Annotated in this window: 13 protein-coding genes; 11 read left to right on the forward strand and 2 right to left on the reverse strand. The window is 49.9% G+C overall.

Annotation, left to right across the window (positions count from 1 at the left end; genetic code table 11):
• The first annotated feature begins 41 nt into the window (after nt 1-41).
• Nucleotides 42-683, forward strand: coding sequence for a DNA primase (locus OGV94_RS14620; RefSeq protein WP_286523632.1), 642 nt, complete (start codon nt 42-44; stop codon nt 681-683).
• A gap of 66 nt (nt 684-749) precedes the next feature.
• Nucleotides 750-1805, forward strand: coding sequence for a DNA polymerase IV (dinB, locus tag OGV94_RS14625; protein ID WP_043015284.1), 1056 nt, complete (start codon nt 750-752; stop codon nt 1803-1805).
• 102 nt (nt 1806-1907) lie between these two features.
• On the opposite strand, the gene pepD is transcribed toward dinB, so the two are convergent.
• A complete protein-coding gene (gene pepD, locus OGV94_RS14630) occupies nt 1908-3365 on the reverse strand; it encodes a cytosol nonspecific dipeptidase (RefSeq protein WP_286523634.1) in 1458 nt (485 codons plus the stop codon).
• Nucleotides 3366-3626: 261 nt separating this feature from the next.
• Between pepD and gpt the strand changes: the two genes are divergently transcribed.
• The 3 genes from gpt to crl all read left to right on the forward strand — a co-directional run bounded on the left by gpt (nt 3627) and on the right by crl (nt 5889).
• Nucleotides 3627-4085 carry a xanthine phosphoribosyltransferase gene (gene gpt, locus OGV94_RS14635; RefSeq protein WP_003031380.1) on the forward strand — a complete coding sequence of 153 codons (459 nt, stop codon included), beginning with the start codon at nt 3627-3629 and terminating at the stop codon, nt 4083-4085.
• 100 nt (nt 4086-4185) lie between these two features.
• The gene (frsA, locus tag OGV94_RS14640; RefSeq protein WP_043015288.1) at nt 4186-5430 is read left to right on the forward strand and encodes an esterase FrsA; all 1245 of its coding nucleotides are present in this window, start codon (nt 4186-4188) and stop codon (nt 5428-5430) included.
• 57 nt (nt 5431-5487) lie between these two features.
• The gene (gene crl, locus OGV94_RS14645) at nt 5488-5889 is read left to right on the forward strand and encodes a sigma factor-binding protein Crl (protein ID WP_087051686.1); all 402 of its coding nucleotides are present in this window, start codon (nt 5488-5490) and stop codon (nt 5887-5889) included.
• A gap of 57 nt (nt 5890-5946) precedes the next feature.
• Here the strand turns inward: crl and phoE are convergent, their stop codons facing one another.
• Nucleotides 5947-7002, reverse strand: coding sequence for a phosphoporin PhoE (gene phoE / locus OGV94_RS14650; protein ID WP_042310379.1), 1056 nt, complete (start codon nt 7000-7002; stop codon nt 5947-5949).
• Nucleotides 7003-7291: 289 nt separating this feature from the next.
• Between phoE and proB the strand changes: the two genes are divergently transcribed.
• From proB to OGV94_RS14680, 6 genes are all read left to right on the forward strand, one after another.
• The gene (gene proB, locus OGV94_RS14655; RefSeq protein WP_003031373.1) at nt 7292-8395 is read left to right on the forward strand and encodes a glutamate 5-kinase; all 1104 of its coding nucleotides are present in this window, start codon (nt 7292-7294) and stop codon (nt 8393-8395) included.
• Between the two features lie 11 nt (nt 8396-8406).
• Nucleotides 8407-9657, forward strand: coding sequence for a glutamate-5-semialdehyde dehydrogenase (proA, locus tag OGV94_RS14660; protein ID WP_080625685.1), 1251 nt, complete (start codon nt 8407-8409; stop codon nt 9655-9657).
• 283 nt (nt 9658-9940) lie between these two features.
• On the forward strand, nt 9941-10660 hold the full coding sequence (locus OGV94_RS14665) for a Crp/Fnr family transcriptional regulator (RefSeq protein WP_047413243.1): 720 nt from the start codon (nt 9941-9943) through the stop codon (nt 10658-10660).
• A gap of 596 nt (nt 10661-11256) precedes the next feature.
• Nucleotides 11257-11844 (forward strand): common pilus major fimbrillin subunit EcpA, encoded by a 588-nt coding sequence (gene ecpA / locus OGV94_RS14670; protein WP_003031365.1) that lies wholly within the window; start codon nt 11257-11259, stop codon nt 11842-11844.
• A gap of 52 nt (nt 11845-11896) precedes the next feature.
• Entirely contained in the window at nt 11897-12574 is a 678-nt protein-coding gene (locus OGV94_RS14675) for an EcpB family pilus assembly chaperone (protein WP_286523638.1), read from the forward strand.
• A 58-nt stretch (nt 12575-12632) separates the two neighbouring features.
• Nucleotides 12633-15125 (forward strand): CS1-pili formation C-terminal domain-containing protein, encoded by a 2493-nt coding sequence (locus OGV94_RS14680; protein ID WP_286523640.1) that lies wholly within the window; start codon nt 12633-12635, stop codon nt 15123-15125.
• Nucleotides 15126-15129: the final 4 nt, after the last annotated feature.

Consider the following 15129-nt stretch of genomic DNA (forward strand, 5'->3'; position numbering starts at 1 on the left):
CCCACGCAACGTGGGGGCAAATTATCCCTCAGGAAGGCAATGTGATAGATGTAACCCATATTATTCCCTTGGATATTCATACTGATAACGTCACCGATGTGGCCTGTCAGGGCGCACATTTCGACAAGATTTCAGGTATCTGGTACACCGAACCCCATGAGCTAAACGGGGCGCTGCGTGACTATGTTTATGATACCGACAGTTTCAATATCGTCGCCCCGTACTATCTGGTGATTACCTCGAAGATGCACTGCTGGAGCTGCCACCAAATTACCCGTATTCATGGCGTGATGTTTACCCGCTTTATTAAGAAAAATCAGGATGGTCAGGGCTGGCAGTCGGTCAGGCGTAACAGCTTTTTGTTCCACATTAATTCTCTGCCTGAAGAGATAAAAAAGAACATCAAAGCCAGCAATTACTATCTCGATAAAAGTAAAACCACCGGGCTTCGTTACTGGATGAACCATTGTGAAATTTGTGGCGAACGTCTGGGCGATTACGAGCTTTTCTGCGTTGAGAATGATGCCTTTCGCCTGATGACAATCGAAAAACTGCTGCGGGCAAATATTCGCAAAGTAAATAAACTGTTTGTCAGTACGGCGGGCAATCCAGCGGAACATACGAAAACGGATATTGTGCGTTACCTGTGCGATGCGCGCTTCGTCATGAATGGTCCGGCGTAAGGTATAATCATACTTCTCACACCATAAAAATACTGTATACTTAAACAGTGTTGTGGGAGGCGAGTGATGCGCAAAATCATACATGTTGATATGGACTGCTTTTTCGCGGCGGTGGAAATGCGCGATAACCCCGCCCTGCGAGACATTCCCATTGCCATCGGCGGCAGCCGCGAGCGGCGGGGAGTTATCAGCACAGCCAATTACCCGGCGCGCAAATTTGGCGTACGTAGCGCGATGCCAACGGGAATGGCGTTAAAGCTGTGCCCGCATCTCACTTTATTGCCTGGTCGCTATGAGGCTTATAAAGAAGCTTCCCGGCAGATTCAGGCGATCTTCTCTCGCTATACCTCACTGATTGAACCTCTTTCGCTGGATGAAGCCTATCTGGATGTCACCGACAGTACCCACTGTCACGGTTCTGCTACGCTGATCGCCCAGGAGATCCGCCAGACGATTTTTAACGAGCTGCAGCTCACCGCCTCCGCCGGAATTGCGCCGGTTAAATTCCTGGCAAAAATTGCCTCCGATCTCAACAAGCCCAACGGGCAATATGTGATTACTCCTGCCGACGTTCCTGAATTTCTCAAAACGTTACCGTTAGGCAAAATTCCCGGCGTCGGCAAAGTCTCCGCCGCTAAGCTGGAAGCAATGGGATTACGTACCTGCGAGGATGTTCAAAAATACGACCTGGCAATGTTGCTCAAACGTTTTGGTAAGTTTGGTCGCGTGCTGTGGGAGCGTAGCCAGGGCATTGATGAGCGGGACGTCAACAACGACAGGCTGCGCAAATCCGTCGGCGTGGAGCGCACGCTGGCGGAAGATATTCACGAGTGGCCAGAGTGCGAGGCAATTATTGAGCGGCTGTATCCCGAACTGGAACGGCGTCTGGCAAAGGTAAAACCGGATCTCCTGATCGCTCGCCAGGGGATAAAACTCAAGTTTAATGATTTTCAGCAGACCACGCAGGAGCACGTCTGGCCGCGCTTAAATAAAGATGACTTGATTGCGACGGCGCGCAAAACCTGGGATGAACGTCGGGGAGGGCGTGGTGTGAGGCTGGTGGGATTACACGTCACGCTGCTGGATCCACAAATGGAAAGACAGCTACTGTTGGGGCTGTAACTCAGAACAATTACCGGATGACGGCATAAAAACTTTCTCAGGCCTACAAATTAGCGTGTAGGCCGGATAAGCGCAGCGCCATCCGGCATTTAGCGCAGAACCTTACTTCGCTGGAATAGACTTCAGCAGTTCAGTCAGAAGCGTCCAGTAGTGGCCGACGCTTTCAATATGAACCTGCTCATCCGGGGAGTGCGGACCCGTGATGGTTGGCCCAATGGAAACCATGTCCATTTCTGGATACGGTTTCTTGAACAGACCACATTCCAGACCGGCGTGGATAATCTGGATGTTCGGCGTTTTGTTGAACAGACGCTGATAGGTTTCGCGCACCAGGTGCATAACCGGGGAGTTAGCATCCGGCTGCCAGCCAGGATACGCGCCTTTGGCTTCCGTTTTGGCACCCGCGAGCTTGCCGAGTGAATCCAGCATGCTCACCACGTAGTCTTTACCGCTATCGATCAGCGAGCGAACCAGACAGTGGATCTGTACATTATCGTCAGTCATGGTGACCACACCGACGTTCAGGGAGGTTTCTACCACGCCTTTTGCTACGTCGGAATTGCGGATAACGCCGTTCGGGGTGGCGTTCAGCAGACGCACGAAGCTGTCGCGAGACTGAGCGGTCAGCGCGGCTTTATCTTGAGTCACGGCATCCAGCAGCAGAGCCAGGTTCTTCTCTTTGGCTTCCAGTTCGTTTTTCAGGATTTCCTGGTAAGTGCCGACCAGCGCTTTTAACGCATCAACTTTATCTGCAGCTACGGCGAGGGTAGCAAAGGCTTCACGCGGAATCGCGTTGCGCAGCGTACCGCCGTTGAAATCAACCAGACGCAGATCCAGCTCTTGGGCGTGACCCGCCAGGAAGCGGACCAGCAGCTTGTTGGCGTTACCAAGACCCACGTGGATTTCGCCGCCGGAGTGGCCGCCTTTCAGGCCTTTCAACGTCAGCTTAAAGCTCTGGAAGCCAGGCGGGATTGCTTCACGGGACAGCGGCAGGTTAGAGGTAAAGTCGATACCGCCTGCGCAACCCATGTAGATCTCACCTTCTTCTTCAGAGTCGGTGTTGATCAGAATATCTGCCTGCAGCCAGTTAGCCTGCAGACCAAACGCGCCATCCATACCCGCTTCTTCGGTCATGGTGAGCAGGACTTCTAACGGGCCGTGTACCACGTTGTCATCAGCCAGAACGGCCAGCGCAGACGCCATACCGATGCCGTTATCCGCACCCAGCGTGGTGCCACGGGCTTTTACCCATTCGCCGTCAATATAAGGCTGGATAGGATCTTTAGTGAAGTCGTGTACGGTGTCGTTGTTTTTCTGCGGGACCATATCCAGGTGCGCTTGCAGAACGACCGGCTTGCGATTTTCCATGCCTGCGGTAGCAGGTTTGCGAATCAGGATATTACCGACTTGATCGCGCTCGACGTGGAAACCTTTCTCCTGGGCCCAGCTCAGAATGTGTTCAGCGAGCTGCTCTTCATGGTAGGACGGATGAGGAATAGAACAGATTTTGGCAAAAATATCCCACAGCGGCTGCGGGGATAACTGAGACAGTTCAGACACGTTGAGTCTCCTTGGCGATGTCCTACAAAACTTGCTTGCAGGCCACGGGGTTAGCAGAATTAAAAACATCACAAGTCAGGCTTGCGCGATGCGATTGAGAATACCACTTTCTCCGCTGACGGCTAGCATAAAGCATGCAAAAAGAGGCGTGGATTCCGCGAAACACTGGTTTTTAGTGCTTCAGATCTCTATAATCTCGCGCAACCTATTTCCCCCTCGAACACTTTTTAAGCCGTAGATAAACAGGCTGGGACACTTCACATGAGCGAAAAATACGTCGTCACCTGGGACATGTTGCAGATCCATGCACGTAAACTGGCAAGCCGCCTGATGCCTTCTGAACAATGGAAAGGCATTATTGCCGTTAGCCGTGGTGGTCTGGTGCCGGGCGCATTGCTGGCGCGTGAATTGGGTATTCGTCATGTCGATACCGTATGCATCTCCAGCTACGATCACGACAACCAGCGCGAACTGAAAGTGCTGAAGCGTGCCGAAGGCGACGGTGAAGGTTTCATCGTCATTGATGACCTGGTTGACACCGGTGGTACTGCCGTTGCGATCCGCGAAATGTACCCTAAAGCGCATTTCGTTACTATTTTCGCTAAGCCGGCTGGCCGCCCGCTGGTGAATGATTATGTTGTTGATATCCCTCAGGATACCTGGATTGAGCAGCCGTGGGATATGGGCGTAGTGTTCGTCCCGCCGATCTCTGGTCGCTAATCTAAAAAGTTTTCAACGCCTGGCATCTGCCGGGCGTTGTTCTTTTTGCACTGTGTCAGGTTACACTATGCCTTAGTGAGTACTCATGGAGGCTGCAATCATGTCACAGGCTAACCTCAGCGAAGTCCTGTTTAAACCCCGCTTCAAACACCCTGAAACGTCAACGCTGGTTCGTCGTTTTAATCACGGCGCGCAGCCATCCGTACAATCCGCCCTGGATGGCAAAACCGTTCCACACTGGTATCGCATGGTGAATCGCCTGATGTGGATCTGGCGTGGCGTCGATCCGCGCGAAATACTCGAAGTCCAGGCTCGTATCGTCATGAGCGAAGCCGAACGCACGGATAAAGAGCTCTATGACACGGTCATCGGCTATCGCGGTGGAAACTGGATCTACGAGTGGGCGAAGCAGGCGATGGACTGGCAACAGAAAGCGTCTATGGAGGAGGATCCGCAGGTGAGTGGACGCCACTGGCTGCATGCTTCCACGTTGTACAACATTGCCGCGTATCCACACTTAAAAGGCGATGAGCTGGCAGAGCAGGCGCAGGCTCTGGCCAATCGCGCTTATGAAGAAGCTGCGCAGCGTCTGCCGGGCACGCTGCGTGAGATGGAGTTTGCCGTAACCGGCGGCGCGCCGATCACCGGTTTCCTGCATATGCCAAAAGGCGACGGTCCGTTCCCGACGGTGCTGATGTGCGGTGGCCTCGACTCCATGCAAACGGATTATTACAGTCTGTATGAGCGTTACTTTGCCCCGCGCGGTATTGCTATGCTGACGCTGGATATGCCGTCGGTCGGGTTCTCATCAAAATGGAAACTGACCCAGGATTCCAGCCTGCTGCACCAGCACGTATTAAAAGCGCTGCCGAATGTTCCATGGGTGGATCACACCCGCGTGGCGGCCTTCGGTTTCCGCTTTGGTGCTAACGTGGCGGTACGCCTGGCGTATCTGGAATCATCGCGTCTGAAGGCGGTTGCCTGTCTTGGTCCGGTAGTGCATGCGCTGCTAAGTGACCCACAACGTCAGGCAAGCGTACCGGAAATGTATCTTGACGTTCTGGCCAGTCGCCTCGGGATGCACGACGCATCCGATGAAGCGCTTCGCGTTGAGCTTAATCGCTATTCATTAAAAGTGCAGGGCCTGCTGGGTCGACGCTGCCCAACGCCAATGCTGTCGGGGTTCTGGAAAAACGATCCATTTAGCCCGGAAGAGGAGTCGCGTTTAATCACATCTTCATCTTCCGACGGTAAGCTGCTGGAGATTCCATTCAACCCGGTGTATCGCAATTTTGACAAAGGCCTGCAGGAAATCACTGGTTGGATCAATCAGAGATTGTGTTAAAAGTTTGCTAAATTTTATCGATTTGGTAAAACAGGTGCTTCACCTAAGGAGATCGTAATGACGTTACCGAGTGGGCATCCGAAAAGTAGATTGATCAAGAAATTCACCGCGCTTGGCCCGTACATCCGGGAAGGGCAGTGCGAAGATAATCGGTTTTTTTTCGATTGTCTGGCTGTTTGCGTCAATGTGAAACCCGCCCCTGAAAAACGCGAGTTTTGGGGCTGGTGGATGGAACTGGAGGCGCAGGAAAAACGCTTTACCTACAGCTATCAGTTTGGCTTGTTTGATAAAGACGGGAACTGGACGGCGGAGCCGGTGAAAGAGACTGAAGTGGTAGAGCGACTGGAATACACCTTACGTGAATTTCATGAAAAATTACGTGGGTTGTTAACCTCGCTGAATCTGGCGCTGGAGCCTGCTGACGATTTTAACGATGAGCCGGTTAAATTAACGGCGTAATGAACAGTAAAATGCCGGATGGCGGCGCAACCCCATCCGGCATTTTTTTATGCTATATCAGAACTGGTAGACCATACCGACAGCGACGATATCATCATCGTTGATGCCCAGCTTATTATCGCTATCGAGCTGGTTGATTTTATAGTCGACAAACGCGGACATATTTTTGTTGAAATAGTATGTTGCGCCCACGTCGATATAATTCACCAGATCCTCATTACCTACGCCTTCAATATCTTTACCTTTTGACAGCACATAACCCAGTGACGGACGCAGACCAAAGTCAAACTGGTACTGAACAACCGCTTCGAAGTTCTGTGTTTTATTGGCGAAGCCGCCGGAAATCGGCGTCATATTGCGTGTTTCAGAATAGAACGTCGCAATATAAATATCATTGGCATCATATTTTAAGCCGGTTGCCCAGGCTTCTGCTTTATCGCCTGTACCACGAGTTTGCAGATTCTGCTGGTTGGTACGATCGGAGTTGGTATAAGCGCCGCTGACCGCGAAATCGCTGCCGCCAAAGTCATAGGTAACGGAGGTACCAAAGCCGTCGCCGTTCTGTTTTTTCACATCGCGGTCCTGGTTTTTACCCTGGTATTGCAACGTGAGATCCAGACCATCCACGACGCCGAAGAAGTCGGTATTACGATAGGTCGCCAGGCCGCTGGCGCGTTTGGTCATAAAGTTATCGGTTTGTGCGGAGGAGTCACCGCCGAATTCGGGGAACATATCGGTCCACGCTTCCACGTCGTACAGCGCGCCGAGGTTACGACCGTAATCAAACGAGCCAAGATTTTTTAATTTCAGACCGGCGAAGGCCAGGCGAGTTTTTTGCTGGTTAGAGTCGCTTTCGGCTTTATTGCCGGCGAACTCTGCTTCCCAGCGGCCATATCCCGTCAGCTCATCATTAATTTGCGTTTCGCCTTTAAAACCTAAACGGATATAGCTCTGGTCGCCATCTTTGCTGTCATAATCCGTCATGTAATGCATGGCTTTTACTTTACCGTACAGGTCCAGTTTATTACCGTTCTTGTTATACACTTCCGCTGCCTGTACGGATGCCGACGCAACAATACCCATCACCACTAATGCCAGAGTGCTCTTTTTCATTTTCATTCCTGATTAAAAGTACGCGCTAATATTCACTGGGTGTGATCCCCGTTAAAAGACAGGAAGGTTTTTAACGTCTGGCAATGAACGTTTTATGACAAAGTAAGAATATTTTTAAAAAAGGATGTTTTTTTGTTTCTGTAATAAATGCGTCAAAATCTGCCGTTACGCTTGCTGATCCTGCGCAATAAAATTTCATGCTTTGTGCGCTGGTTGTTGGCAACCGGGGCCAGTCCTGCTAAAACGTTCGTTTGATATCATTTTCCCCAATTTTGAATGGCAGAGAATCATGAGTGACAGCCAGACGCTGGTGGTAAAACTTGGCACCAGTGTGTTAACGGGCGGATCGCGCCGCCTGAACCGCGCCCATATCGTAGAGCTGGTTCGCCAGTGCGCACAGCTCCATGCCGCAGGGCATCGTATTGTTATCGTTACCTCGGGCGCGATTGCCGCCGGACGTGAGCATCTTGGTTATCCTGAGCTCCCGGCAACGATAGCCTCGAAACAGCTGTTGGCGGCGGTAGGGCAGAGCCGACTGATTCAACTGTGGGAACAGCTTTTCTCGATTTACGGTATTCATATCGGCCAGATGCTGCTGACGCGTGCGGATATGGAAGACAGAGAGCGCTTCCTCAATGCCCGCGATACGCTACGCGCGCTGCTGGATAACAACATTGTTCCTGTCATTAATGAGAATGACGCCGTAGCGACCGCCGAGATTAAAGTCGGTGATAACGACAACCTATCTGCGCTGGCGGCGATTCTGGCCGGGGCCGATAAGCTGCTGCTGCTGACCGATCAGCAAGGGCTGTTCACCGCCGATCCACGCACCAACCCGCAGGCTGAGCTGATCAAAGATGTGCACGGTATTGATGATGCGCTGCGCGCCATTGCCGGAGATAGCGTTTCGGGTCTGGGAACCGGTGGCATGGGAACAAAACTGCAGGCTGCCGATGTCGCGTGCCGCGCCGGGATCGACACCATTATTGCCGCTGGCAGCAAGCCTGGCGTTATTGGCGATGTGATGGAAGGTGTTTCTGTCGGGACGCGTTTTCATGCTCAGGCCTCTCCGCTGGAAAACCGTAAACGCTGGATCTTCGGCGCACCGCCTGCCGGGGAAATTACCGTCGATGAGGGCGCGACCGCAGCGATTCTGGAACGCGGTAGCTCATTACTGCCAAAAGGCATTAAAAGCGTGACAGGCAACTTCTCTCGTGGTGAAGTGATCCGTATCTGTAATCTCGAAGGGCGCGATATTGCCCACGGTGTTACACGCTATAACAGCGATGCGCTGCGCCGTATTGCCGGACATCACTCACAACAGATCGACACCATCCTGGGCTACGAATACGGTCCGGTTGCTGTCCATCGCGACGATATGATCACCCGTTAAGGAACAGGCATATGCTGGAACAAATGGGCATTGCTGCCAAAGCTGCGTCATACAAGCTGGCGCTACTCTCCAGTCGTGAAAAAAATCGCGTACTGGAAACCATTGCTGATGAGCTGGAAGCGCAAACGGAAAGCATCCTCAGCGCGAACGTACAAGATGTTGAGCAGGCGCGAGTTAACGGCCTGAGCGAAGCTATGCTCGATCGCCTGGCGTTGACTCCTGCGCGTTTGAAAGCGATTGCTGACGATGTACGTCAGGTCTGTAATCTCGCCGACCCGGTCGGGCAGGTGATTGACGGTGGTCTGCTGGATAGCGGCCTGCGCCTTGAACGTCGTCGCGTTCCGCTGGGTGTGATTGGCGTGATTTATGAAGCGCGCCCAAACGTCACCGTTGATGTTGCTTCCCTGTGCCTGAAAACCGGTAATGCGGCAATTCTGCGCGGTGGGAAAGAGACGTACCGGACCAACGCCGCGACCGTGGCGGTGATCCAAAAGGCGCTGGAAGCCTGCGGTTTACCCGCAGCAGCGGTGCAGTCGATAGATAATCCGGACCGCGCGCTGGTCGCTGAAATGCTGCGTATGGATAAGTACATCGATATGCTGATCCCACGCGGTGGCGCGGGCCTGCATAAGCTGTGTCGTGAGCAGTCGACCATCCCAGTCATCACCGGCGGCATTGGCGTATGCCATATTTATGTTGATGATTCTGCTGAGATAGCCCCGGCGTTAAAGATTATCGTTAATGCCAAAACTCAGCGTCCAAGCACCTGTAACACCGTAGAAACTCTGCTGGTGCATCAGGATATCGCTGAGCGTTTCCTGCCTGCATTAAGCCAAAAGATGGCGGATAGCGGTGTTACGCTGCACGGTGACGAAATCGTGATGCAGGTACTGTGTGGCCCGGCCAAACGGGTGCCGCTGAAACCGGAAGAGCTGGATAACGAGTTTCTGTCTCTGGATCTGAACGTAGTGGTGGTCGAAAATATGGATGGCGCAATCGCCCATATTCGCGAACACGGCACCCAGCACTCGGATGCTATCCTGACGCGCACGCTCAGCAACGCCAACCGTTTCGTGAATGAAGTGGACTCTTCTGCCGTGTATGTGAATGCTTCCACCCGTTTTACCGATGGCGGTCAGTTCGGACTGGGGGCGGAAGTGGCAGTTAGCACGCAAAAACTGCACGCGCGTGGCCCAATGGGGCTGGAAGCACTGACCACATATAAGTGGATTGGCTTCGGTGACGACACGATCCGGGCGTAATTGAAAACGGGCGATGCCATAATAGTGCTCTTAATTTTAAAGCTATTAAGGCATCTCCCGCTTAATTCTAAACTTCACTTCGCTGCCGCATTTATTTTTCTATCCTACGTTTTAACATCATCCGCATCAGTCTGTTTTTGACCTATGCTCTCACCGGCGCCCGAAAGGCGACGTATCACAGAATTTTCCCTGCCAGCATGAATTTTCCTGGTCTGCCGTTCACGTATTGTTCCTATGGTTCGATCTATTAGAATCAGTCTCATTTTTTATGAGGAGTTGTTGCGTGAAATCGGATATTCACAAACATCGCATTCCTGTTGTGCCGCTCGGCAACCCGTTTCCCCCCCGCCATTGTTCGCTGTGTCCAAAGGGAGCGGCAATTGATCGTGATAATCAACACCGATTAATAGACAAAAGAAGAAGGTTTAAAGCAGGGGAGATACTCGCCCGGCAGGATGAATCCGCAAACATGCTTTTTGTTATTCACGAGGGATACTGCAAGTCCAGCGTGGAATGCGGTGATAACGATTTTATCAGTCGCTTTTATGTTCCGGGAGATATCATGGCGCTGGATGCTGTCGAAGGGGGGAAGTACCTGACAACGATTAAGGCGGCAACGGCTGCGGAGGTATGTCATATCGATATTGCGCGGTTGTTCAAAGTAGCAGAAAAGGATCCGTCGGTTGCTGCCGCAGTCATCAAGTTTCTCTGCAGGGACAATGGATTCATTGTTGAAAAACTGCGGCGCTATGCGAATAAACATGCTGAGGCCAGGATCGCTGCTTTTCTGGTAGAGTTTTACGAGATGCATTTACGTATTGGCAGGCCAGAAACGACGCTTCACTTGCCATTCTCCCGGGAGGAAATTGCCAGTTATCTCGACCTTAAAATTGAAACCGTTAGCCGGTCATTTAAATCTCTCGAACAACAAAATTTGATTACCCTACATCGGGTGCGAACGGTAACACTTAATAGTTATTTGGGATTAAAAGGTTTCAGCTAAATCTCTCCTGGTTGAACGTTATATAACTCTTGATATTCCAGGAATATTCTTTTTATATGGAAAATTCCTGGTTTTATTTTTGTGAAATAATTATCAATTCGAATACTAATCCTCCAGCTTAATGATTATTTTATAAGAATATTCCCCCTCATATGGATATTTCATGAGAATTTTCTTGTGAAGTTAAAAATTTAGCATAATTGCAACAAATAATAAGCATTATAGAGAAAATATGGAGGCGTTAATTATCTTTATGTTTTGTAAGGGTTTTGCTTAGGTGCTATTTGTATGATCTTTTTGATATTTATCAAAAACATAAAAAAGATGAATTGTTTGGTATTGCTTATTTGTGTGGGTGATAATTCTGAAACAAGGCGCATTTCAAGTAATTCTGTCTTAGGAAACTTCTTAGATAAATTTTTTTGTGGGAAAATTCTTAGTTTTTTGTAATTTTTGCGTTTCAGGGTTTGTTGAGATGTTACTTAATTCAAATGATAATTTTTTGGCGCGGCAATTCTGGCTCGCAATTAATGGAACCGCTGGAGTGACTTAAAAATAAGACTCGGTGGTGAGTTTGTTCTTAGGAGAAGATAAAAATGAAAAAATTATTATTAGTAACCTCTCTGGCTTCTGTATTTGTTGCAGCAAATGCAATGGCAGACGTTACTGCTTCTGCAACTGCCTCGTGGGACGCGACGGCAACAAAAGATACCACCAGTATGTTGGTTGTCACCCCGCTGAACTCTTTGACTTTCCAGTATGCTGAAGGTCTGAAAGCCTTCAACTCTCAGGACGGTGCTTTTGATGTGACTATTCAGGGTCAGGAAACGGCAACTGATTTTGAGCTGACTGCTCAGATCATTAGTAACACGCTGACCAACGCCAGTGGCGATGCGTCTACCCTGAACGTAGGGGTGGCATGGAATGGCACCGCGCTGACTAACTCATCAGATACTGTCCTGGTTAACTCCAGCTCGACTTCTGGTCTTGAAAGCCTGATGGCTGATGGCGCTTATAACGGTGCTGCTCGTGTCAGCGATCAATCCAACTTCAAATTCACCATCGCGTCAGCGACTTCTGATGGTAGCCAGGCAGTAACGGATTACTCTGCTCTGCCAGACGGCTATTGGACTGGAGATGTAAAAGTACAGTTTAATGCAACCTGGACGACTCCGTCTGCCTAAGTAATAAAAATTCGGGAGAATTTTTTCTCCCGAATTTATCAGGAATGGCGTCATGAAAAAATATTTACCGACAGCGATGTTGGTAGGGTTAGTAGTATCTTTTCCCGGATTGGCAATTAATGTGGGTGAAATCACATCGATAATGACTTCTGCTGAGAGTTCATTATCGAAAGAAATTACTAATACAACTGATGCAGCGCGTTATGTCAGTGTTTCGGTAAAACAATTGTCATCACCTTTGGCGGGGGGAGTCGAAATAAAACCTGTCAATTCCGGAGAGTTACTTTCTACACCTGCCAATCTTATTCTTCCTGGTCAGGCAAAGGATGTTTTTCGCTTCTTTTATAAAGGACCTGCAGATGATCTCGAACGTTATTATCGTCTGCAATGGATAGATGAGCCGGTCACCGAGATCGCGGAAACTCGGGCGAATAAAATGGCGGTTGCAACAGCGTCGGCTGAAATTGGCACTATTCTGGTGGTCGCGCCGCGAAAAGAGCGTTTTGAATATAGCCGAAATGGCGATGTTATTACCAATACTGGCAATGTTTCGTTTCGTGTGATCGCCTATGGCGCGTGTAAGGATAAGGCTCGCGATCAGGGACGAGGTTGTCGCGAACGTTATTACATTATGCCGGGTACGAAAATAAAATTACAGTTTACCGACATCAGCAATAGCCGTTCACGCATTGGTATTTGGCACGGTAAGCAGTTTATTACAGTGAAGTGATGGTCGATTGCAGCCATCTGTACGGGATAAATAAAAATACCGGAATGTAAGGATGCATATGACAACAACAAATATTGTCGGCGGTAGCATTTGTTTTTTTCTTGCGCTGACACCAGGATTTTCACATGCAGCCCCAGTAAAAGTGGGTAATTACGTTATTCCCAGCGCTTTCGCCCGTTCACTAAAGCAGGGAATGACGGTGCCGGTATATATTCGTTACAACGAGACTGACGAGAAAAGTCAGCAAAAAATTGCCGATGCGGTGATTTCACTTGTTGATGGCAATATTACAGTTAAAGCCCTGACTCTTGCTGAATTGCCTAATAATGCCGTGTTATCTGGAAAAACTCGTGCGTTGGTAGAAAAAATTCGTGATGTGAAATTTCACGATAACACCAATATCGAGTTATCGGACAATGCACGCCTGCAGCTCAACGTCTCTTCATTTCACCTGGAGATGATTGTCAGCAAAGATGCGTTAACTGAAGCGATTGTCGCACGCAGTAGCCTGCTTGGACCTTCCAGCGTGGAGTCTCTCTCTAACGTCCTGAACTATAACTTTGGTACCTACTACAACGATTATCATAATGGCAGCAGTACCCGCAGCTATCTGACGGTGGACAATACTACATCGCTGCGCGAGCACCATATCAACATTAACGGTTCGTTTTACGGCATCGGCGACAGCAACGGCACCAGTAAACTCTATCGTGCGATGTATGAGCGTGATTATGACGGTTATCGACTGGCGCTTGGGATGCTCGACACCTGGAATGTCCAGTCTATTGCCAGCCTGAATGCGCTGAATGGCGGGAAAATTTACGGTGTGAGCTACGGAAACAAAGGAAGTACGGTTGTTGAGAATACCGCGCTTTCACTCACGCCGATTACCGTATTTTTGCCAGCCGCTGGCGAGGTTCATGTCTTCCGTGATGGGCGTTTGCTCAGCGTCCAGAACTTTAATATGGGCAGTTATGAAATTGATACCAGTCGTTTTCCGTATGGAGTTTATGACGTCACGGTAGATATCGTGGTCAATGGCCGGACAATTAATAGTCGTATCAGCAGGGTTAATAAAATCTTTGCCCGCCAACAAGCTGCCGGGATTGATGAGCTCTCGTGGCAACTGTTTGGTGGCTCACTGGATTATGACCGTGTGAGTTATAAGCGAAATCATTATCAGGATTTGGGCAGCGAGCAGACCTGGATTGCCGGGGGGGCCGCATCGGTGACGCTGGCAATATTGTCGGGGCTGGGCCTGAAGTCCACGCTCTACGGTTTTGACAACAATGCGGTTAATGAAACGGATGTCACGCTCAATGTGAATGAATACGTAAGCATTGGCAATCAGACGCTGGTGGCGAACGATTCGTCATGGAGAAATATCAGTAACATCAACCTTAATGTACCTGAGGGATACGGTTCCCTTTGGGCATCTCGTGAAGACAGTAAAATTGGCGATCGTCTGCCCATGCAGGAGCGTGATAATTATTCCATTGGCGGGACTCTTAACCTCGGAAAGTTTATTCCTCATGGCGGCTCGCTCACCGTGAGTCAGACGGAGAATCGCTACTCGGGAAATAAATATCGTAATCTGGACTACAGCACGACCCTTTATTCAGGCAGGTATGCCACGGTTGGGTTGCGTGCAGGTATTCAGCGTTATTACTACAACAACCGGAATGACGATGGGCGGCAGGAACGTTATGTCAGTCTGGATTTATCGTTGCCGTTGGCATCCTGGTTGAGTATGGGCGTCTCCCGCGATCGCTATGGCAGTACTCAGGGTAATCTCAGCGCGCGCAAGCAGTATGCTGAGGGCCCGATTAAATCGGTCGGATTGTCGGCATCAACGCGTCTGAGTGGCGAACAGTATTACGACAATAATTATTCGGTAAACGGCAATTTGAGTTATGACACGAAATATAACGCCGGCACCGTATCGGTAACGCGTTCTGCTGACAACTCCACCAATATGAACTTCTCTTCCCAGGGTTCTCTGGCGTGGGCAGGTAAAGATTTTGGCCTGAGTAAAGAGCGGCAGCGGTCTGGCATCATTGTGAAAACAGATTTGACCGGCGAAGGGAAACTGGCTGCGAAGATTAATAACCGCAATTATCTTCTCAGCGGTAAATCAAATTTCATTGCACTGCCGCCCTATGCTCAGTACAAGCTGGAAATCCTTAATGATAAAAACTCTGAGGACAGCTTCGATATTGTTTCAGGACGCAAACAGGAGCTGACGCTATATCCGGGTAACGTGGGTGTTATCAACCCTGAAGTGAAAAGCATGGTCACCGTATTCGGGCGCATTCGTTATCCCGATGGACAGTTGGCTACAAATACCGATATCCATAACCACATCGGTAAAACGCGTACGGATGAAAAGGGTGAGTTTGCTATCGATATCGATAAAAAGTATCCGGTCATCACGTTAATTTCAGCCAATGGCAGTATATGCGAAGCCGATCTTGATTTGGAAAAAGCACGCGGCGCAGCGTGGGTTGGTGATGTGAAATGTGCAACGCAAACCACGATGGCGCAGAGGTAATAAA

It is taken from the genome of Citrobacter sp. Ce006 (assembly GCF_030336535.1).
In the GTDB taxonomy this organism is placed as follows: Bacteria; Pseudomonadota; Gammaproteobacteria; order Enterobacterales; family Enterobacteriaceae; genus Citrobacter; species Citrobacter europaeus.

Coding starts and splice junctions, on each gene's coding strand:
- ecpA (WP_003031365.1), top strand. CDS start 11,257: ATGAAAAAATTATTATTAGTAACCTCTCTGGCTTCTGTATTTGTTGCA.
- crl (WP_087051686.1), top strand. CDS start 5,488: ATGACGTTACCGAGTGGGCATCCGAAAAGTAGATTGATCAAGAAATTC.
- proB (WP_003031373.1), top strand. CDS start 7,292: ATGAGTGACAGCCAGACGCTGGTGGTAAAACTTGGCACCAGTGTGTTA.
- OGV94_RS14675 (WP_286523638.1), top strand. CDS start 11,897: ATGAAAAAATATTTACCGACAGCGATGTTGGTAGGGTTAGTAGTATCT.
- OGV94_RS14680 (WP_286523640.1), top strand. CDS start 12,633: ATGACAACAACAAATATTGTCGGCGGTAGCATTTGTTTTTTTCTTGCG.
- frsA (WP_043015288.1), top strand. CDS start 4,186: ATGTCACAGGCTAACCTCAGCGAAGTCCTGTTTAAACCCCGCTTCAAA.
- phoE (WP_042310379.1), bottom strand. CDS start 7,002: ATGAAAAAGAGCACTCTGGCATTAGTGGTGATGGGTATTGTTGCGTCG.
- proA (WP_080625685.1), top strand. CDS start 8,407: ATGCTGGAACAAATGGGCATTGCTGCCAAAGCTGCGTCATACAAGCTG.
- dinB (WP_043015284.1), top strand. CDS start 750: ATGCGCAAAATCATACATGTTGATATGGACTGCTTTTTCGCGGCGGTG.
- gpt (WP_003031380.1), top strand. CDS start 3,627: ATGAGCGAAAAATACGTCGTCACCTGGGACATGTTGCAGATCCATGCA.